20 protein-coding genes are annotated in these 20,259 nt (G+C 32.4%); all 20 read left to right on the top strand.

Annotation, left to right across the window (positions count from 1 at the left end):
- The 20 genes from neuB to P9M13_06845 all read left to right on the top strand — a co-directional run bounded on the left by neuB (window position 1) and on the right by P9M13_06845 (window position 19,821).
- A complete protein-coding gene (gene neuB / locus P9M13_06940) occupies window positions 1–1,029 on the top strand; it encodes an N-acetylneuraminate synthase (GenBank protein MDP8263021.1) in 1,029 nt (342 codons plus the stop codon).
- A complete protein-coding gene (gene neuC, locus P9M13_06935; protein ID MDP8263020.1) occupies window positions 1,022–2,185 on the top strand; it encodes a UDP-N-acetylglucosamine 2-epimerase in 1,164 nt (387 codons plus the stop codon). The genes neuB and neuC overlap by 8 nt, the downstream gene beginning before the upstream one ends.
- 14 nt (window positions 2,186–2,199) lie before the next feature.
- On the top strand, window positions 2,200–3,279 hold the full coding sequence (locus tag P9M13_06930) for a sugar phosphate nucleotidyltransferase (protein ID MDP8263019.1): 1,080 nt from the start codon (window positions 2,200–2,202) through the stop codon (window positions 3,277–3,279).
- 24 nt (window positions 3,280–3,303) lie between these two features.
- Entirely contained in the window at window positions 3,304–3,996 is a 693-nt protein-coding gene (locus tag P9M13_06925; GenBank protein ID MDP8263018.1) for an acylneuraminate cytidylyltransferase family protein, read from the top strand.
- A gap of 21 nt (window positions 3,997–4,017) precedes the next feature.
- Entirely contained in the window at window positions 4,018–5,178 is a 1,161-nt protein-coding gene (locus P9M13_06920; GenBank protein MDP8263017.1) for a hypothetical protein, read from the top strand.
- A gap of 186 nt (window positions 5,179–5,364) precedes the next feature.
- Entirely contained in the window at window positions 5,365–6,927 is a 1,563-nt protein-coding gene (locus P9M13_06915; GenBank protein ID MDP8263016.1) for an oligosaccharide flippase family protein, read from the top strand.
- Window positions 6,928–6,969: 42 nt separating this feature from the next.
- Entirely contained in the window at window positions 6,970–7,887 is a 918-nt protein-coding gene (locus P9M13_06910; protein ID MDP8263015.1) for a phosphoglycerate dehydrogenase, read from the top strand.
- Window positions 7,888–8,889 carry a radical SAM protein gene (locus tag P9M13_06905; GenBank protein MDP8263014.1) on the top strand — a complete coding sequence of 334 codons (1,002 nt, stop codon included), beginning with the start codon at window positions 7,888–7,890 and terminating at the stop codon, window positions 8,887–8,889.
- The gene (locus P9M13_06900; protein ID MDP8263013.1) at window positions 8,886–9,626 is read left to right on the top strand and encodes a hypothetical protein; all 741 of its coding nucleotides are present in this window, start codon (window positions 8,886–8,888) and stop codon (window positions 9,624–9,626) included. Before P9M13_06905 ends, P9M13_06900 begins: the two co-directional genes overlap by 4 nt.
- Entirely contained in the window at window positions 9,626–10,447 is an 822-nt protein-coding gene (locus P9M13_06895) for a sugar phosphate isomerase/epimerase family protein (protein MDP8263012.1), read from the top strand. Before P9M13_06900 ends, P9M13_06895 begins: the two co-directional genes overlap by 1 nt.
- Window positions 10,440–11,504, top strand: coding sequence for a histidinol-phosphate transaminase (locus tag P9M13_06890; GenBank protein MDP8263011.1), 1,065 nt, complete (start codon window positions 10,440–10,442; stop codon window positions 11,502–11,504). Before P9M13_06895 ends, P9M13_06890 begins: the two co-directional genes overlap by 8 nt.
- Complete coding sequence (locus tag P9M13_06885) at window positions 11,501–12,166, top strand: DapH/DapD/GlmU-related protein (GenBank protein MDP8263010.1); 666 nt, start codon at window positions 11,501–11,503, stop codon at window positions 12,164–12,166. The genes P9M13_06890 and P9M13_06885 overlap by 4 nt, the downstream gene beginning before the upstream one ends.
- Complete coding sequence (locus tag P9M13_06880; GenBank protein MDP8263009.1) at window positions 12,141–13,043, top strand: NAD(P)-dependent oxidoreductase; 903 nt, start codon at window positions 12,141–12,143, stop codon at window positions 13,041–13,043. Before P9M13_06885 ends, P9M13_06880 begins: the two co-directional genes overlap by 26 nt.
- A 12-nt stretch (window positions 13,044–13,055) precedes the next feature.
- A complete protein-coding gene (locus P9M13_06875; protein ID MDP8263008.1) occupies window positions 13,056–13,697 on the top strand; it encodes an HAD-IA family hydrolase in 642 nt (213 codons plus the stop codon).
- A 25-nt stretch (window positions 13,698–13,722) separates the two neighbouring features.
- Window positions 13,723–15,636 carry a hypothetical protein gene (locus P9M13_06870; protein ID MDP8263007.1) on the top strand — a complete coding sequence of 638 codons (1,914 nt, stop codon included), beginning with the start codon at window positions 13,723–13,725 and terminating at the stop codon, window positions 15,634–15,636.
- A gap of 119 nt (window positions 15,637–15,755) precedes the next feature.
- Window positions 15,756–16,523, top strand: coding sequence for a glucose-1-phosphate cytidylyltransferase (gene rfbF, locus P9M13_06865; GenBank protein MDP8263006.1), 768 nt, complete (start codon window positions 15,756–15,758; stop codon window positions 16,521–16,523).
- 5 nt (window positions 16,524–16,528) lie between these two features.
- Complete coding sequence (gene rfbG, locus P9M13_06860; GenBank protein MDP8263005.1) at window positions 16,529–17,620, top strand: CDP-glucose 4,6-dehydratase; 1,092 nt, start codon at window positions 16,529–16,531, stop codon at window positions 17,618–17,620.
- Window positions 17,608–18,048: a dTDP-4-dehydrorhamnose 3,5-epimerase gene (locus P9M13_06855; GenBank protein MDP8263004.1), complete on the top strand. Its 441-nt coding sequence runs from the start codon at window positions 17,608–17,610 to the stop codon at window positions 18,046–18,048. The genes rfbG and P9M13_06855 overlap by 13 nt, the downstream gene beginning before the upstream one ends.
- On the top strand, window positions 18,048–18,986 hold the full coding sequence (locus P9M13_06850; protein ID MDP8263003.1) for an NAD(P)-dependent oxidoreductase: 939 nt from the start codon (window positions 18,048–18,050) through the stop codon (window positions 18,984–18,986). The genes P9M13_06855 and P9M13_06850 overlap by 1 nt, the downstream gene beginning before the upstream one ends.
- Entirely contained in the window at window positions 18,976–19,821 is an 846-nt protein-coding gene (locus P9M13_06845) for a glycosyltransferase (protein ID MDP8263002.1), read from the top strand. The genes P9M13_06850 and P9M13_06845 overlap by 11 nt, the downstream gene beginning before the upstream one ends.
- The last annotated feature ends 438 nt before the right edge of the window (window positions 19,822–20,259 follow it).

Below are 20,259 nucleotides of genomic sequence, written 5' to 3'. Positions count from 1 at the left end.
GTGAGAACATTCATTATTGCGGAGGCGGGTGTAAATCATAACGGCTCTGTTGAAACAGCAAAAAAGCTTATTGATGCAGCTGTTGAGGCACGAGCAGATGCTGTTAAGTTCCAGACGTTTAAAGCTAGTAGTCTGGTAATTGCTAAAGCTGGTATGGCTAGGTATCAATCTGAGAATATTGGGGTTGATGAACCACAGATAGAAATGTTGAAGAGACTTGAATTAGATAAAGACGCATATAATGAACTTGCCAAATATTGTAAATCAAAGAACATTATTTTTATGTCTACACCATTTGATGAAGTTTCAGCAGATTTATTGGATGCCATCGGCGTATCAATATTTAAAATACCGTCAGGCGAAATAACAAATAAGCAGCTCATCCAGTATATAGCGGCAAAAACAAAACCAATCATACTTTCTACGGGAATGTCTTATTTAGAGGAAGTCGAAAAAGCAATACGCTGGATACATGAAGTTTGGGGGTGCCAGATCAAAAAACCACAGCTGACTTTATTGCATTGCGTTTCAAATTATCCCGCAGCAGCAAGCGATTCTAATCTATTAGCAATGAAAACTATGAAAACAACTTTTGGTGTACCTGTTGGATATTCTGATCATACGCTTGGGATTGAGGTGGCAATTGCTGCAGTCGTAACAGGGGCAACCGTTATAGAGAAACATTTTACCCTTAATAAAAATATGAAAGGTCCTGATCATAAAGCCTCTCTTGATCCAACAGAGTTGAATGCTATGATTAAGGCAATAAGAAATGTTGAAGTATCTTTTGGAAATGGAATTAAACAGCCTGTGCATAATGAATATGATATTAGGACTGTCGCAAGAAAAAGCTTGGTATCAGTTAGGGATATAAAAGTAGGAGAAATATTGTCTTCGAGCGATATTAAAATAAAACGTCCGGGGAATGGTATTCTGCCGGAATTCAAAGATGAGGTAATTGGCTTGGAAGTAAGGAAAAATATATCAGCTGATTCCACAATAACATGGGAAGATATTAGGCATGCGTAAAATCGCGATAATAACAGGATCAAGAGCTGAATATGGATTGCTTTATTGTATTATTAAAGCTGTACATAAAGATCCAGTGTTAAAATTGCAGCTCATGGTAACAGGAATGCATCTATCTCCTGAATTTGGGTTAACAGTTAATCGTATAGAAAAAGATGGATTTCCTATAACTGAGAAGATAGAAATATTACTTTCATCAGATACACCTCAAAGCATATCTTCATCAATGGGGCTTGGTACGATCCTTTTTGGGAATGCTTATGAGCGTATTAAACCGGATATTATTCTCGTTTTGGGAGATCGTTTTGAGATATTCTCTGCAGTGTCTGCTGCTGTACCTTTCAGAATTCCTGTTGCTCATATACATGGAGGGGAAACAACGGAAGGAGCTATTGACGAAAGTTTTAGGCACGCAATTACAAAGATGAGTCATATTCATTTTGCATCAACAAAAGTATATAGAAAGAGAATCATGCAAATGGGCGAAAGAAAAGAAAATATTTTTTGCTTTGGGGCACCAGGGATCGAAAATATCGTTAAGCTCCCGTTAAAAAACAGAAGCATTTATAAAAATATTGGCATTCCTGAGGGTAAAAAATATGGCATTGTAACATATCACCCTGTGACATTAGAAAAGAATAAAGCAAAACAACATATAGATGCTTTATTAAAATCTTTGGATAGATATCAGGATATGTATTGGCTTTTTTCTTTGCCGAATGCAGACACTGAAGGAAGAATAATATTAAAGCGCATTGAAGAATATACAAAAACAAGGATTAAGAACACTAAAATAATAGAGTCTATTGGACAGTTGCATTATTTGTCACTCTTAAAATATGCATCTATTATGGTTGGAAATTCATCGAGTGGCATCATAGAAGCGCCATCATTTCATTTGCCGGTAGTAAACATAGGAAACAGGCAAAAGGGGAGGATACGAGCAAACAATGTTATTGATGTCAAAGGATGTAGGGATGAAAATATTGCTGAAGCAATAAAAATTGCAATATCCCCTCAATTTAAGAATAGTTTATCGGCGATAAAAAATCCATACGGTAATGGTAATACCAGTAAACAAATAGTAGAGGTGCTCAAGAGCATTAATATGGGAGAGAGTCTGCTCAAGAAGAAATTCTTTGATATTGAACAGTAAAATATGGTGGATAAATGAAAAAAAATAAATTAGATAGATTATTAGTTTCTGCAAATATCACATTAAAGCAAGCAATGAAAATGCTTACGGAGACTGCTGAAAAAATATTATTTGTAACAAATAGAAACTTTAAACTCATTGGTACACTAACGGATGGAGATATTAGGAGAGGTATAATAAAAGGTGTAAAGTTTCAAGATAGTATCGAGAATATCATGCAAAAAAAATTTACTTCAGTACGCTCCAATATGCAGAATATTGAGCAAAAAGTTAAAGAAATGATGGTGAAAAACAAATGTGAGCAAATACCAGTCTTAAACGGTGCAGGGAAAATTGTTGATGTATATTTCTGGACAGAGTTTTTGGAAAATAAAACGCATATAGTTACAAACTCATTTCTTGATAATGAGGTTGTAATTATGGCAGGAGGTAAAGGAGTTAGACTTGATCCTTTTACAAGAGTTTTTCCTAAGCCATTAATACCAATTGGAAACAAACCGGTTATTGAACATATAATGGAAAAGTTTTACACATGTGGGTTTAGGAAGTTTTTGTACACCTTAAACTATAAAAAAGAGTATATAAAATTATTTCTTAAAGAGAATATGTGCGATTATTTAATTGATTGGGTTGAAGAAAATGAATTTTTAGGAACTGCTGGGGGCTTGCAATTACTTGAGAATAAATTAAAAGATACATTTTTCGTTGTTAATTGTGATTCATTACTGGGCATTAATTATAAAGAGGTACTGGAATGGCATAAAGAGCATAATGCTATTTTAACGATAGTGGGAAGTCATAGTGAGCATAAAATACCATATGGTATCTTGGAAATGTCAGATGAAAAACTAATTAATTTATCTGAAAAACCTACTCATGATTATGTGATAAATACTGGGATATACCTCATGGAACCTAGGATTCTATCATACTTGAAGAAGGGAAAGTATATGGACATGAACGACTTAATTTCGAAATTGATAAATAAAGAAAAAATAACTGTATATCCGATATATGATGGATGGATTGACATTGGACAATGGAAAGAATATAAAAATGCAGAAAGTTATATGCTTGAATCAGAAACTATTTGAAGTTCTACAAAACAGGTGTTTTAAATGAATGTGTTAGCGTTTATTCCGGCTAGGGGTGGTTCCAAGGGAATTATTAAAAAAAATTTAGTGCTTTTGAATGGCAAGCCACTCATACAATATACAATTGAAGCAGCTCAACATAGTAAGTATGTTAATGATATTATTTTATCTAGTGATGATCCTGAAATAATAGAATTTAGTGAGACGCTAGGTTTAAAGGTGTCATACGTTAGGCCATCAGAATTAGCAACTGATGAGTCTCCAACAATAGATGCAATAATCGATGTGCTAGAATGGTACTCAAAAACTGGGAGACAAATGCCTGATTGCGTTTTGACTTTACAGCCTACGTCTCCGCTTAGAGAATCTACAGACATAGATAAGGCTGTAGAATTGTATGTTTCAAAAAACAGTAAAAGTCTAATTAGCGTGCATCAGTGTAGAGAGAATCCTGTCCTAAATTTAGAGTTGAGAGATGATTCATGGAGCTTTGTATTGAACGCCAATAGAAAAAAGTATAGGCGACAGCTTTGTGGTAATTATTGCCATATTAATGGTGCAATATATATAACCAATACAGAATTTATTTTAAGAGAGAAAACTTTGATTTCCGAGCGCGAAACTGAATTATTTCTTATGGATGCAGATAAAAGCATTGATATTGATGATATGTTTGATTTAAGGCTTGCAGAGTATTATCTAAAATATTCTAAATAAGATATATGGAAGTGCTGATAAATGGTTAATAAAGTAATATTTTTTGTAGAATCCTCATTTAATAAAAGGGATTATGATAGATTTGGGATAGATTTATTAATTAATAATGGTTTCGTTGTAGAGGTGTGGGATTTTACTCCATTTATGCATCCTGGATGTAATCGAGAAATCGATGCTGAGATTAAAGAATATAAAGGGTATTTTCAATACTTCAATAAAAAGAATACAATCTCGGCGATTTTATGTTTAGATCAAAACTGTTATGTGGTATGTCTTGTGGGGTATTGCTTTAATTCTTTAGCTATCTATAAAGCATTATCAGTTAGGAAATTGAAATATGCAGTTTTAATGGCACTTGTTTTACCTCCAATAAATAGCGTAAAGAGAAAAAGAATTATTATTGCTAAAACAAAAAAAAGTATATTTTTAATAGTATTTAATTATATTTTTATACGAATTCCCTTTTATTTTCTAGGAATATCTCCTGTATCAATAATTCTTGCAGGTGGAGAAAAGTCAACATCCTATAAGTATCCCACAAATAACAAGACAGAAATATTGTGGGGGCATACTTTAGACTATGATATTTATTTAAGAAATAAGAATAATTCAATTTCCGTTGATTCAAATACTGCTGTATTTCTTGATTCATATCTTCCTTTTCATCCTGATTTTATACGTATTGGTATGAAGCATCCAATTACAGCGAATGAATATTATCCGTTACTTTGTAAATGTTTTTCCGTAGTTGAGAGACTATATGGTGTGACTGTTGTTATTGCAGCTCATCCTCGCTCTGAATATAAAGAACAGTCTGATTATTTCGGAGGAAGGAGGATTGTTAAGAATAAAACAATAGACTTAGTCAGAGATTCAAAATTCGTATTGTCACACGCGAGTACTGCTATTAATTATGCCGTTTTATTTGAAAAACCAATAATATTTCTTACTACGGATAAATTAGAAAAAAGCTTTACGGCTTTATCTGTAGATTCAATGGTAAATTATCTGCAAGGAATAAAGATCAATATCGACCATGATTATGAAGAATCTCTTAGAAATGAACTTATTGTAAATAAAAGTGCTTACTCAAAATATAAGAATGATTATATAAAGAGATGTGATAGTCCGGAAACACAGTTTTGGCAGATATTTGCTAATCGCATAAAAGAGTATGTATAATAATATATAGTACGTGTAATATGACGCTAATTTAATAAATTCACTATTTAGTTATCTTTACATAATGTTGTTAAGAATAGTTAGGTCGAAAATAAAATGAAGGAAATAGCGGATAGTTTTCCCCCTAAGAATAGGAGTCATTGCTAGTATTTTTAGTTAATGATTTGCAAAATAGAATAAAAAATAATGAATATAAAGACTGAACATACACTTAATAAAAGATATTTTTATAAAATATGCGCAAATATTGTAACCTTTGGCATCGGTATAATATCTCAAGCGTTTGTGGCAAGAGGGCTTGGCCCATCATCTTATGGAAGTTATAGCTTTTTGACAAATTTCTTCAGTCAATTGACAAATTTTTTTAATATGGGGAGCTCTACTGCTTTTTATACGAAACTTTCAAATTCTCAAAAAGACTACACTCTTGTCTTGTTTTATTTTCGTTTGGTGATCTTAGTAGGGATAAGTGTAATCGGTTTCGTCATATGTGCAAATATAACTTCAATTGACAGTAGAATCTGGCCAAATCAGAGTATTTTATATGTTTATTTAGCAGCATTTTTTGGCCTATTTGCGTGGGTTGTGCAAGTAATTAACAGTATGGCAGATGCATATGGCTTAACTGTTTCAGCAGAAATCGCCAAGATCATTCAGAAGCTTATTGGTTTATTGTTTTTATCTATACTTTTTTTTACCGGAAAGTTGAGTTTAGTAAATTATTTTCTTTATCAGTATTTTATTTTTCTTTTACTATCAATTCTTGTAGTAAAAATTATATATCAAAGTAAGTGTTTTCCTAAGAATAGTTGGAAAATATCATTAGATGCATTAAGATCGCATGTAAAAAGTTTTTACACATATTGTCATCCACTATTTATATATTCATCCGCGGCTTTAATATGTGTTGTTATGGATAGGTGGATGTTAGAAAAGTTTAGTGGTAGTGTGCAGCAGGGTTTTTATGGGTTCTCGTATCAAATAGGAGTTGTATGTTTTCTCTTTACAAGCGCGATGACACCATTATTAATGAGAGAATTTTCAATTTCTTTTGGTAAAAATGATATTAGTAAAATGGCAATATTCTTTCGTACATACATTCCTGTCTTATATTCAATTGCCGCATTTTTTTCATGCTTTATAGTATTCCAAGCAAGCAAAGTGATTTATATACTCGGGGGGGATAAGTATAAAGAGGCTTTATGGGTGGTAACAATTATGGCTCTTTACCCAATTCATCAAACTTACGGTCAATTAAGTGCGTCGGTATTCTATTCTTCCGGTCAAACACAATTGTTTCGTAATATAGGTGTTATATTTTTATTAATAGGTATGCCTGTAACATATTTTCTAATTGCGCCGAACAATTTAGGCGGACTTAATATGGGCGCCATTGGATTGGCTGTAAAGATGGTAGTCATACAATTCTTAGTAGTTAATGTGCAGTTATTTTTTAATGCAAAGTTCCTTAAAATATCGTTTTGGAAATATTTTATGCATCAGATATTAACTTTAGTGTGCTTGTTGTTTTTTTCATATCTAGTGACAGTCTCTGTCGAGTTTTTTTTAGGATCAAGTGGTAAATATATACAAAGTATACTTATTTCGGGTGTAGTTTATACTATTATAGTATTTATTATATTTTACATTTATCCGCCATTATTTGGGTTGAAAAGGATAGACATTAATAAAGCGAGAAATTTATTAATAAGTAAGTTTAGGAATAATATAGTAAACAATAAATTGTAAAATAATATTTCTGAAATTAAAATTGAAGACATAAGGAGTAATATGAAAATATTAGTATCGCTTACATCTTTTTGTGAATATGATATGAGCCCATATGAAATGCTTGTCAATGCTGGTTATGATGTTGTTCAAAACCATTTTAAAAGAAAATTGATAAATACTGAAATAATAAAACTCGGGCATGATGTTGTAGGGATTATTGCTGGAACTGAAAAGTTGGATAAAGATGTTATTGGTAGGTTAAATAATCTCAAAGTAATATCCAGATGTGGTGTTGGTCTTGATAATGTGGATATTAGTGCAGCTAATAATAGAGGCATAAAAGTATTAAATACACCTCATGGTCCAACAAATGCTGTTGCCGAGTTAACAGTTGGTTTAATATTTGGTTTGTTGAGACAAATTCCTCAAATGGATCGTCTCATCAGAGTTGGAAAATGGGAAAAAAGAATGGGGAGCCAAGTTAAGGGTAAAAACATTGGAATTGTCGGGTACGGGCGCATAGGTCAAAAAGTTGGTGAGCTTTTACATGGTTTTGGTGCAGAAATTGCTTACTGTGATAATGTAGTGAACAATCATCCCATAGGGACACAGTTGTGTTTGCCGGAAATTTGTTCGTGGTCGGATATTTTGTGCTTGCATTTATCCCCATCAAGCACAAATATGCCGATTATTGGGAAAAATGAACTTTCTCTTATGAAGAAAGGAACCTGGATAGTAAATTGTTCTAGAGGTGGAGTTATTGATGAAGCAGTTCTTTACGATATGTTGAAAAATAATGACTTAGCAGGTGCTGCACTCGATGTTTTTAAAGATGAACCATATTACGGTTCTCTTACAGAACTAGATAATGTTATATTAACTCCGCATATAGGATCGTATGCACGTGAGAGCAGAATTGAAATGGAAATAAACGCTGTTTGTAATTTAATTAATGCTTTGAAAGATATTAAAAGGTAAATGATGGGAATTAACGTAAATTCAAATATTCATTCAATTGCAAAAAAGCGTAATCCTCAAGAGGATGATTCAACTTATCGTGAATATAGAAAGAAATGGGAGTCTAATCCTGTAAATTATTTAGTAAGTGACTTTCCATTATTTATTGATATAGAGGTAACTAATAACTGCAATTTGAAATGCAAATTTTGCGCGACCACATATTTTAATAGTGAAGTAAAGCGTGGGTATATTGAATATGATCTAGTGAAAAGAATCATTGATGAAGGTAAAAATAATGGGCTTTATGGTGTTAAATTTAATGATCGAGGAGAACCTTTGCTTCATAAAGATATCTTGAAAATGGTGAAGTATGCTAAGGAAGCTGGGCTTGTCGATGTTTATTTTAATACAAATGCTATGCTTCTGAATGAAGAAGTTCAATTAGGTATTATAGACGCTGGTTTAGATCGCATATCTATTTCTGTTGAGGGAACTGATAAGGAGTTCTATGAAAAAAATAGGGTTGGAGCCAATTTTGATAGAGTTGTTGAGAATATCAAAAATCTTCAAGATTTAAAAAAGAAAAAAGGTGTTTTAAAGCCATTTTTAAGAGTTCAGTCTGTTAGACTAGATGAAATTGAAAGAAATAAGGAGCAGTATAGTTCTTTTTGGGGGCAAATTGCTGATGAGGTGTGTTTAATTGATTTTAAGGAAGAAAAGGAAGAAAGTAATCGTCTCAAAGATTTTCAGTCTAATTGGGCTTGTCATCAACTTTTCCAAAGAATGGTCGTATGGTGGGACGGAACTATTCTTCCATGTAATGAAGACGATCGAGGAAAGCTGAGTCTTGGAAATGTAAAAAACATTACGATTAAGCAAGCCTGGAATTCAGTGTATCTTAATTTATTGAGAGAGAAACATAAGTGCGGAAAGGCTCATGAGGTTGCAAGTTGTAACGGATGTTATCTCAGAGATAGTGAAATTAAGAAATTGCTGATTAAAAGAGGAGAATTGAAATGATTAATGCTTTATTATTAGGGAGAAAAGGAAGTAAAGGTTTTCCAGGGAAAAATACATATAATGTCTTAGGAAAGCCCATGACGTATTATCCTATGAAGGCAGCGTTAGATTGCAATCTAATAGACAAAGTATATATATCAACAGATGATGAAAAGTTGATGGATATCGCTAAACAACTTGGAGTAGGTGTTATAATAAGGCCTCCTGAGCTCTGCACTGACCAAGCTCTTGGAGAAGATTCCTATGCGCATGGGTACCGAGAGATAAAAAAACTTAATCCGGGGCAAGATATTGAGATAATGGTTCTATTATTTTGTAATGCACCTACTGTGACAAGCGAGAAAATCAAAGAAGGGATATTAGTATTAAAGAAAAATCCTGAATATGACTCAGCCGTAACTGTTTCAAAATATAACATGTGGAGCCCTTTAAGGGCTAGAAAGATAAATAAAGAGGGTCTTCTATCTCCTTTTGTTCCATTTGAAACTTTTGGTGATCCTAAAACACTGAATTGTGATAGAGATTCACAAGGTGATGTGTGCTTCGCAGATATGGGTGCTTCAATTGTCAAAAAACGCTGTCTTGAAGATTTGAACTATGGCATGCTTCCTCAGAAGTGGATGGGGCAGAAAATATTTCCCTTGGAGCAATGGGGTGGGTGTGACGTTGATTATGAATGGCAGCTTCCTTTGGTAGAATATTGGTTAAAAATGAACGGAAGGGTGGAGGAGAAGTGATGATTACGGTATCTAACATTATGTGGGGTAATGAGAATAATTCCTTTTATTTTAAACTTTTAGAAAAATTGGGTTGTTATGGAATTGAACTTGCTCCTAATCTGATGTGGAAAGAACCAGTGGAAGTATCCGATCATGAGGTTAACGAATTAAGAAAGCAGATTAATGAGAGCAATCTCAGAATAATTAGTTTTCACGCACTTTTATTTACAAGACCAGACCTTAAGCTCTTTGAAGATGAATCTTCCAGAGATAGATTATTTGATTATCTTGTTAATCTGGCAAGACTTGCAAGAAAACTTGATTGTCCTTTAATGGTTCTTGGTTCGCCGAGAAATAGGGCAAGAGGAAATCTTACTGTTAGTGAGGCCGATCGTATAGCAATTTCTTTTTTTCAAAGGGTTGCAGATAGAATTGCCGGCTCTGATGTAGTTTTGTGTATTGAACCTTTAAGTAAAAATGAGACTGACTATATATCTTCTTATGTAGATGGGGTAAGGCTCGTTAAAAAAGTTAATCACCCTAATTTTCAACTTATGCTAGATGCAAAATCTTTAATAATTGATGATGTTAACGTAAAAGATGCAGTGTATCAATCCCGTAAATATCTTAAACATTTTCATGTAAATGACCCGGGAAATTCCCCTCCAGGGAGTTCTGGGTACGACCATAAAGTATTCGGCGAAAATTTGAAAAGTATTGGTTATTCAGGGGCTATAAGCCTAGAAGTTGGACGTAATTATGGAATGTATGAAGATGTAATTCGACAGAGTGTTGCTTACGTCAAGAATAAATATCAGGGGGTTATAGAACATGTTTAAAGTAAAAGATAATATAAGAGATGTTCATAGGGTAGAGGACTCTTACGTAGATAGGAGCACTTTGATAAGACTAGACAAAAATGAGAGATCGATTCCTTTTAAAGAAAAAGATTTAAAAGTGCTGAAGGAATACATTAATTCATTGACCATTTGCGGATATCCACAGCCTGATCCTCTCTATAAAAAATTGGCTACTTATTTAAATGTTGATAGGGAGAACTTGTATATTACGACAGGGTCAGACCTTGCAATAAAAACGGTTTTTGAAACTTTTATTAATGATGGTGATTCTATTCTGATGCATTCGCCTTCTTACGCCATGTATAGCATTTATGCTGATATATTTGGTGTGAAAAAAATTGAGGTGCCGTTTGCAAATAACTTATCTTTTGATCTGTATGATTTTATCGATAAGATAAATGATAAAATCAGCATGGTGGTTTTAGAGAATCCGAATGGTTTTGTCGGTGTTGAATTTTTAGAAAAAGATATTATAACACTTATAAAAAAAGCACAAAAAACACAAACACTTGTCATTATAGATGAGGCCTATTTTCATTTTTGTAGAACCAGTGTTATTAATTATGTGCAAGATTTTGACAATTTGATAATAATACGAACGTTTTCAAAGGCGTTTTCAATGGCGGGAGTTAGATTGGGGTATATTGTAGCAAACAATGAGCTTGTAAGTATGCTGACAAAAGTAAAACCTATGCATGAGGTAACGGGGTTAGCAATTGCTATTGGCGAGTACATGCTGGAAAAGATTGATATTATGGAAAATTATGTAAAAATGATAGAGGATTCAAAAGAATATATTGCCAGAAGAGCAAAAGAAAAGGGATATGAAGTGTTTCTAGCACACACAAATTTCTTTTTACTTAAACTAACTGAGGGGATGCAATCACAGTATTTTAAAGATGAAATGTACAAGAGAAATATTTTAGTAAGAAGACCTTTTACTCAGGATTTTCTTAAAGGATGGGTGAGAATTACTATAGGAAATAAAGAGCAAATGCAGTGCTTTATTGAGGCTGTAGGTGATGTGTTATTATGAGAGAAAGATATATTTGTTATGATAATGTAACAATCGGGGCTAATAAGCAGATAGAACCATATGCAATTATTGGTCAGATCGGAAAAAATGGAAACGATAGAGAATGTTTGGTTATTGGCGATAATGTATATATTGGTTCAAGAGTAACAATATGCAAGGGAGTTACAATTGGAAATAATGTTGAATTGAGAGATGGCGTATTTATAGCACGAAAAAATCTAATTGGCAACAATTGCCGATTCGGCCCAAAGACTGTAATAGAATATGGCAACAAAATTGGTGACAGGGTAAGAATTCATTCACATAGTTTTGTTGAGCGAGTGATAATTGAATCAGATGTTTTTATTGGCCCACATGTTGTTTTTACTGATGATATTCATCCTGCATGCCCACGATACGAGGAATGCTCATGTGAAACACATATTGAATCTTATGTTTCGATAGGGGCTAATGTTACTATTGTGCCCGGAATAAGAATAGGAACACATAGTCAGATCTTTGCGGGTGCAGTTGTGACAAAGGATGTAGAGGCATTTTCTGTTATTGCGGGCAATCCTGCAAAAAAGATTAAGGATATAAAAGATCTAAAATGTCATAAGGGTTTTTTTGAAAGGCCTTTTATGTGGTGGGGGGACCATGAAAGATATAAAGAAAAAAAATAAATTAAAAGTAATTGTGTTCGGTGGCGCAGGTTTTGTGGGTAGTCATGTAGCAGACTTTCTTTCTGAAAGAGGACATGATGTCATTATATTTGATATCAGAGAATCTCCCTATCTAAAAAGTAATCAGATTATGATTGTTGGCGATATTCTTGACAGAGACGCTGTCGACAAAGCGATAAAGGGCTGTTCCGTTGTTTATAATTTTTCGGGGATCGCAGATATTGATGAGGCAATAAAAAAACCAGTTGAAACTGTTTCCTATAATATCCTTGGAAATACATACATAATGGATAGTTGTGTAGCGAACAAAGTCGAGAGGTTTATGTATGCAAGTTCTCTCTATGTATATAGTGATTCCGGTTCTTTTTACAGAAGCAGTAAGCAGGCTTGTGAGTTGCTATTAGAAAATTATCATAAAGTATACGGATTAAATTATACTATTATGCGTTATGGCTCTCTATACGGTGAAAGATCGGGAGAGAATAATTTCATACATAAGATCTTAAAAGAGGCATTGGTTTATGGAACTATTACTAGGGATGGTGACGGCGAAGAAATAAGAGAGTATATTCATATATACGATGCAGCACGATGTTCTGTAGATGCACTAGATAATGAATATAATAATGAGATAGTGATTGTTACAGGCAGTCAACAGATAAAAATCAAAGATCTATTGGATATGATAAAAGAGATGATGCACGATAATGTAAATATAAAATATGTTGAATCAAAATCTGACTGTCATTATAAAATTACGCCATATCAGTTCCATCCAAAAATAGGCAGACGTATGATATCAAGTTATTATTTAGATTTAGGCCAGGGATTGTTGCATTGTCTTTCAGATCTTCATAAAGCGCATATAAAACATTGAGGGATAGATGATATGATTAAGACGATAGTATTTGATTTTGATGGGGTTATTGTTGACTCTGTTAATGTAAAGACCGAAGCTTTTGCGACACTCTTTAAGCATAGAGGTGAGAAAGTCGTTAAAAAGGTTGTGGATTACCATTTGAAAAATGGTGGAGTATCGCGCTCAGAGAAGTTTAAGTATTATTATAAGAGTATTCTTAGAGAAAGTCTCAGTACTGAAACATATGATAGACTTTGCAGTGATTTTGCCTCACTTGTTGTAGAAGAGGTTGTAAGGGCTCCCTTTATTGTTGGGGCAAAAGAATTTCTTGAAAATAATTCAAATAAATATCGTTTCTATATTGTTTCTGGGACACCGGAAGAGGAGCTTAAAAGAATTGTTAAAGAGAAACAGTTAACTCGATATTTTGCAGAGGCATACGGATCACCAAGAGAAAAAGCTGATCTGCTGTCTTTAGTTGTTAAAAGAGAACAGTGCGTTGCTTCTGAGGTAATATTTATTGGTGATGCTGCGACTGATTATAATGCAGCAAAGAAGGTAAATGTAAATTTTGTTTATGTTGGTGTGAAGCCACATGAATATAACTGTTTAGCGATAAAAGATTTAAATTCACTTGAGTTGGCTATTAATCATGTAGAAAATAAACAGTAATACAAATAAATCTACCTTAGGAAATATGAACGTATTAAGAAATGCAGCGAAAACACTTTATGTCTGTTGGGAAAAACCTCCCAAGCATATACAAGCCAAAGTAATTCTTAGTTTCCTTAAAATAAAGGAAGAGGAGGAATTGAGGGCAGACTCTTCTGTGAGTGTTTATTCTTTCAGAGAGTTATCTCAACACGTAAAAGAGAGGGCCATTAATATTTATAAAGATATTGTTGCTGGTATTGGAATCGCAAGAAGAGACAAAAATAATGGAACTACATTGCGTGAAACACTTAAAATGAGAGGAGAAATATCTTTTTGGTGGCTTCATAATGTGTCTTTTAAAAATTTCGAAAGTGATCCCACCTACAATTATATTATTCAAATATTAGTGATTGAGGAAATGATTAAGAGTATAACCCCAGATCAAATATTTATTTGTGGAGGATTTAATGAAGTAATTAATGTATTAAAAAATAAGTATAATATTATTCATATTAATGGGAGAAAAAAATACAAAAATAAATATCTATACATAAGAGGATTTCTGAGTCGAGTTAAATACTGTTATAAGTATTTGCACAAATGGAGAATTATTAAAGGATTACAAATTGCGGAGAGCAGGTTTGATGCTATTTTTTATGGGTTTTGGGATTGGAGTATAAAGTACGATGAGATTTGTAATGGACTAGTTGATCGTTATTTTAAATCTCTTCCAGATAAGTTAAGCGCAAAGAACATTAATATTGGATGGTTTTTATGGTTTGATCCATTTGTTGAACATACACGGCGAAAAGATAAATTAAAAGATATAGTTGCACCAATTGCTCATTACAATAATCTAATTATAATGCAGAGCTTTCTTGGTGTTCTTGATTTAGCAAGAGCAATATTTGATTTAAGACCATTTTTTACATATGTCAAATATTTAAAATGCGAATCATTTAGAAAAAAGTTTATTAGAAATGATTTAAATTATTATTCTCTTTTTGACTACCCACTAAAGTACGGTTTTGTAAATTCCGGCATTCCTCACCATTATTTGGTGTACATTGCAGGAAAGAGGTGCTTGATAAAATATAAACCTAAAGTAACAATAAGTTTCTTAGAACTATTTGTGCATTCTAGAGCTCTTTATTGTGCCGCAAATACTTCAGGTGAGAATATTATCAATTGTTCTATACAGCATGGGAGTTATAGTCGTGAAACGACTTTTAATGTGATTGATAAAAGAACGGAGTATGAGGGGGAACCTGACGGATGTAAGATGTATACTCCTGATTATTGGTTCGTTATGGGAGAGTTAGGTAGAGATATAATTATAGAGAGTGGATTTCCTCAAGATAGAGTAATGCTAACAGGATCATCAAGATATGAACACATTGTTAATGAGAGATTAATAAAAACAACAAAACATAAAGAGACCACTAACATATTGTTAGTTCCATCGTTAGATAAAAATAGTGAAATAGAAATGATTGGAGCTGTATGTGAAGCTACAAAAAATATTCAGAACATAAAACTATATTTGAGGAATCATCCCTTTTCAAGAATTGAGGATCATCCAGAATATTTTAACTATAAAGATAGAATATGCATAACAAATGGCAGCCTAGATGAAAATTTGGAATGCGCCGATTTAATTGTGTTTTCATATTCAGCAGTTGCCCAAGAGGCATTGCTTAGATGTATTCCAGTGATGCAGTGGATTACATGCGGATGTGATGCATCAGTATTTAGGGATATATCAGTAATTCCAAAGTTTTCTAGTATTCAAGATTTGAGGAATGCAATGCAGGATTTTATTTATAATCCTTCAAAATATATCCCCAGCGATGAAGTACGTCAATTTGTGTTGAGAAAATGCTTTTATAAAGCAGATGGATTGTCATCAGAGCGTATAATGAAAGATGTTGTTAAAATAATAGCAGATAATAAATAGAGTATTAATATTTATTTCAGTAAAAATAATTAATATGTATGTGAATTAGCAATAGTAGCTAAAAGAGTTATAGACATTCTGTTCAGTATTTGAATTGTGAAACAAATTAGGAGGAAATTATGAAGGTGGTAATATTAGCTGGTGGGTTAGGGACTAGATTAAGTGAAGAGACAGCTATTAAACCTAAGCCAATGCTGGAGATAGGAAATAGACCAATATTATGGCATATTATGAAAATGTATTCTCACTATGGTTTTAATGATTTTGTTATATGTTTAGGGTATAAGGGGTATTTGATTAAAGAATATTTTTCAAATTATTTTCTTCATCAAAGTGATGTTGAAATTGACTTAAAAAATAATAAAATGAATATACTAAATAATACGTCGGAAGACTGGAAAGTTACTTTGATTGATACAGGATATGACACAATGACTGGCGGAAGATTAAAATATATTCAAAAATATATTGATGGAACCTTTATGTTAACATATGGAGATGGAGTGTCTGATATTGATATAGCCAAACTTGTTGAGTTCCATAGGGAGAAGGGTAAAATTGCAACGATTACTTCAGTTCAACCTGAGGGTAGGTTTGGGATGATTCAATGCAACAAAGATGGTATAGTGGAAAAATTTAATGAAAAACCTATGGGGGATGGGGCATGGGTCAATGCAGGATATTTTGTTTTTGAACCGGAAATATTCAACTATCTTGGTAGTGATCCATATGTTGTTCTTGAGAAAGAGCCTTTTGAGAAATTAGCGTTAGATAATGAAATGTATGCATATAAACATAAAACATTTTGGAAGTGTATGGACACTCAAAGAGATAAAAACCAGTTAGAGGAGATGTGGGCAGATAATCCTAAATGGAAAATATGGTGAATAACATGTTTACAAATGTATTTTGCAATAAAAAGATATTAATTACAGGTAATACTGGGTTTAAAGGTAGTTGGTTATCATTGTGGCTTTTGAAGCTAGGTGCAAAGGTATACGGGCTTTCTAAGGATATACCTACTAACCCTTCAATGTTTGAATGTTTGAATTTAAGTGAAAATTTGGAGTATTATGAGGTAGATGTTAGAAATAAAGAGAAAACTATCGAGATCATTAGGGATATTAAGCCTGATTTTATATTTCATATGGCAGCTCAGCCAATAGTATCAGAATCATATAAGAATCCTATAGAGACTATTTCAACCAATGTTCTTGGGACAGCACATATTTTAGAAGGATTAAGAGAATGCAATCATGCGTGTGTAGCAATTATAATAACAAGTGATAAGTGTTATGATAATGTGGAATGGTTGTGGGGGTATAGAGAAATAGATAGATTGGGTGGTAAGGATGTTTATAGTGGGTCAAAAGGTGCTGCGGAGTTAATATGCAAGTCTTACTATCATTCCTTTTTCATGAAGTCTAATATAAAATTAGCAACTGTACGTGCTGGAAATGTAATTGGGGGTGGTGATTGGGCTTCTGATAGAATTGTTCCAGATTGTATGCGTGCTTGGAGTATCAAGAATCAAGTAGAAATAAGAAAACCTAATGCTACGAGACCATGGCAACATGTGTTAGAACCATTAAGTGGATATCTTGCTTTAGCAGGAATTCTTTTTAACGAAAAAAATTTGAACGGTGAAAGTTTTAATTTTGGACCACATGCAGATCAAAATCACACGGTTAGTAAACTTATAGGTGATTTGGGTGTTTATTGGGGATATAATGATAATAGTAAAGCCTACAGAATCAATTCCAATGCAGATTTTTCTGAAGCGCATTTGTTGAAACTTAATTGTGATAAAGCATTCCAGTTATTATCATGGTTGCCAACATTGAATTATGAGCAAACTGTAGAGTATACAAGTGTATGGTATCATAAATTATATAATAAAGATGATATGTATCAATTTACTATGAATCAGATAAAATGCTATGAAGAATTAGCTTGTAAGAAAGGGTTGTCATGGACGAAATGAAAGATGTTAAGCTTGCCCCTTTAAGTATTATATCTAATCCAAAAGGGAATATTTTGCATGGAATGAAAAAAAATGATTCTGGATATAATGGTTTTGGGGAGGCCTATTTTTCAACAATAATTTATAATGAAGTAAAAGCGTGGAAAAAACATACTGCAATGACACTAAATCTCATAGTGCCATGTGGTGAGGTGAAATTTGTCATGTATGATGACAGAGTAGACAGTGTGTCTAAGGGTTTGTTTTATGAGGTTAATTTATCTCTTCATAATTATCAGAGATTAACTCTTCCTCCCCATATTTGGATGGGTTTTAAGGGTATTGGTAATGGGCAGAACATTGTTTTAAATGTTGCAAGTATTCAGCACGATCCTAATGAATGCCTGAAGAAAGAAATAAATGAAATATGTTATGATTGGGATTTATAATGAGAATATTAATAACAGGTGGTTTTGGTTATTTAGGGTTATGGCTTGCAGATTATTTTTATAAGAAAAAATACGAAATATGTATTTTATCAAAAAGAATAAAGAATAATCCTATAAAAATTCCATGTAAAATTATAGAAGCAGACATAACGAATCTAAAACAATTAAAGTCTGAACTGAAAGACAAATATGATTATTGCTTGCATACTGCCAGTATTAATGATCAATTCATTAAAAATTATGATAAAAAAGCATTATTAGTAAATGCATTAGGGACGAGAAATATTATAGAGGCACTTAATGAATGCAATAAATTAAATAGATTTATATATTTTAGTACATTTCATGTGTATGGTAAGTACAATGGTATAATAAACGAAAACATGAAGTTTAATCCATATAGTGATTATGCAAGTACGCATCTTTTTGCTGAATATTATCTTAAACAATTTTATAATTTATATAAATTTCCATATACGACTGTGAGGTTAACAAACTGTTATGGTGCTCCGAAGCATATTAATTCAACAAAATGGTATCTTGTTTTAAATGATTTAGCAAAAATGGCGTATGAGCAAGGGGAAATAGTTTTAAATTCAAATGGAACAGTAAGAAGGGACTTTATATGGATCGGGGATGTTTGTAGTATAGTGCATAAGTTACTAAAGGCAAAAAACACAATTAATGATAGTTTTCTTGTAAGTTCAGAAAAAACATTAATAATGAATGACATAGCAGAAATTGTTAAAAAAGTTTATGAAAAAAGATATAATAAAAAAGTAAGGATATATGTAAATAAGGACGATAGAACTGTTTATGATGCGAATGTATTTGTAAGCAATAAAAAGCTTAAGTCAGTGATTAAATTTAACATCCATGATAATTTATATAATGAAGTGAATGAAATATTTAGCTTGTTGGAGAAAAATGTTGAATAAAGAGATTCCTTTAGTATCAATAATAACCCCGTTATTTAATGCAGAATCATTTATAGGTGAAGCTATAGAATCTGTGCAAAGACAGACATATAGCAATTGGGAAATGATAATTGTAGATAATTGTTCGACTGATAATAGCAGGGATATTGTGAGAAAATATATTGATAAGGATAAGAGAATAAGATTAATTACGTCTAAATATAACTCTGGCGGTCCTGCAAGACCTAGAAATATTGGAATTTATAATTCAAACGGCAAATATATTTCTTTTTTAGATGCTGATGATTATTGGTTAGATTGCAAACTTGAAAAGCAAGTTGTTTTTATGGGTGATAATCCAGATGTGTTTTTATTGTATTCAAGATTTTTTGTAATGAAGGATAAGACTATTATTAAAATTATTCCAAAAAAGAAAAGTCTAAAATCAGGAAATATTTTCAAAAGCCTTTTTATTTCGAATAATTATATAGGATGCTTAACTGTAATGTTAAGAAACAGAGGAAAAGATCTGAATTATTATTTTGATGAAGATAAACGTTTACTAACTGTTGAAGATTTCGATCTTTGGTTGAGAATAGCCTTTAGGAAAAATATTTCTTATATAGATGAACCATTGTGTGTTTATCGACTTCATAAAGATAGTCTCTCGGCAGTTACAAAACAAGGAAATTTAAAACTATTAGAAGTTATTAGAAAAAGACGACACCAGATAGATGCAGGTTTGTTGTTAATTAAATATCTAAAATTATCAATTGATTTCTGTCTTCTTGTTGTGAGAAAAATATATCCTTTCTTCGGTATAAAAAAACACTATGGCAGCATTATAGATATTTGAGAGATATAGTAGGTATGACTAGTACTCTGGGTGATTATTTTGAAGTTATAACGTTTTGAATATCTACGGTTGTTTTAAAGATGCTTTTAATAGAAAATATGAATAGAATAGCAAGGCAAAATAGGATTCAATGTGCCTTCGTAATGCTGTGGGTGTGAGCCAGTGGAAGTTTATTTATATTTTTAGGAATAGGAATATGTATATGCAATCTAATAAAAAATTTATATATTTTATCTTAATTGTGATCCTGAGTTTTTACATCTTTCAGTATTCTGCTTTTTTAATTCATTCGTTGCTCATAGATAGAGTTATTAAAATAATGGTTGTTCCGTGTTTGTTTCTGGTTTTTCAAAATTCTGGATTTTCATCCAGGTTAGAAAAGTCAATTATGGTTTTTTATTGTTTATTATTTGCATGCACATTGATTTATCCTTTATT

The sequence above is a fragment of the Candidatus Ancaeobacter aquaticus genome, from assembly GCA_030765405.1.
Classification (GTDB): Bacteria; Auribacterota; Ancaeobacteria; order Ancaeobacterales; family Ancaeobacteraceae; genus Ancaeobacter; species Ancaeobacter aquaticus.
Note: the sequence above shows the minus strand (reverse complement) of the source record. Positions and strands in the feature narration are given on the sequence as shown.

Excerpts from the sequence above, each read along its gene's own strand:
- P9M13_06875 (MDP8263008.1), top strand. The coding sequence starts at position 13,056 with ATGATTAAGACGATAGTATTTGATTTTGATGGGGTTATTGTTGACTCT.
- P9M13_06920 (MDP8263017.1), top strand. The coding sequence starts at position 4,018 with ATGGTTAATAAAGTAATATTTTTTGTAGAATCCTCATTTAATAAAAGG.
- P9M13_06845 (MDP8263002.1), top strand. The coding sequence starts at position 18,976 with ATGTTGAATAAAGAGATTCCTTTAGTATCAATAATAACCCCGTTATTT.
- P9M13_06930 (MDP8263019.1), top strand. The coding sequence starts at position 2,200 with ATGAAAAAAAATAAATTAGATAGATTATTAGTTTCTGCAAATATCACA.
- P9M13_06880 (MDP8263009.1), top strand. The coding sequence starts at position 12,141 with ATGAAAGATATAAAGAAAAAAAATAAATTAAAAGTAATTGTGTTCGGT.
- P9M13_06910 (MDP8263015.1), top strand. The coding sequence starts at position 6,970 with ATGAAAATATTAGTATCGCTTACATCTTTTTGTGAATATGATATGAGC.
- P9M13_06855 (MDP8263004.1), top strand. The coding sequence starts at position 17,608 with ATGGACGAAATGAAAGATGTTAAGCTTGCCCCTTTAAGTATTATATCT.
- P9M13_06870 (MDP8263007.1), top strand. The coding sequence starts at position 13,723 with ATGAACGTATTAAGAAATGCAGCGAAAACACTTTATGTCTGTTGGGAA.
- rfbF (MDP8263006.1), top strand. The coding sequence starts at position 15,756 with ATGAAGGTGGTAATATTAGCTGGTGGGTTAGGGACTAGATTAAGTGAA.
- P9M13_06885 (MDP8263010.1), top strand. The coding sequence starts at position 11,501 with ATGAGAGAAAGATATATTTGTTATGATAATGTAACAATCGGGGCTAAT.
- P9M13_06900 (MDP8263013.1), top strand. The coding sequence starts at position 8,886 with ATGATTAATGCTTTATTATTAGGGAGAAAAGGAAGTAAAGGTTTTCCA.
- P9M13_06895 (MDP8263012.1), top strand. The coding sequence starts at position 9,626 with ATGATTACGGTATCTAACATTATGTGGGGTAATGAGAATAATTCCTTT.
- rfbG (MDP8263005.1), top strand. The coding sequence starts at position 16,529 with ATGTTTACAAATGTATTTTGCAATAAAAAGATATTAATTACAGGTAAT.
- P9M13_06850 (MDP8263003.1), top strand. The coding sequence starts at position 18,048 with ATGAGAATATTAATAACAGGTGGTTTTGGTTATTTAGGGTTATGGCTT.
- P9M13_06890 (MDP8263011.1), top strand. The coding sequence starts at position 10,440 with ATGTTTAAAGTAAAAGATAATATAAGAGATGTTCATAGGGTAGAGGAC.
- P9M13_06925 (MDP8263018.1), top strand. The coding sequence starts at position 3,304 with ATGAATGTGTTAGCGTTTATTCCGGCTAGGGGTGGTTCCAAGGGAATT.
- neuC (MDP8263020.1), top strand. The coding sequence starts at position 1,022 with ATGCGTAAAATCGCGATAATAACAGGATCAAGAGCTGAATATGGATTG.
- P9M13_06905 (MDP8263014.1), top strand. The coding sequence starts at position 7,888 with ATGATGGGAATTAACGTAAATTCAAATATTCATTCAATTGCAAAAAAG.
- P9M13_06915 (MDP8263016.1), top strand. The coding sequence starts at position 5,365 with ATGAATATAAAGACTGAACATACACTTAATAAAAGATATTTTTATAAA.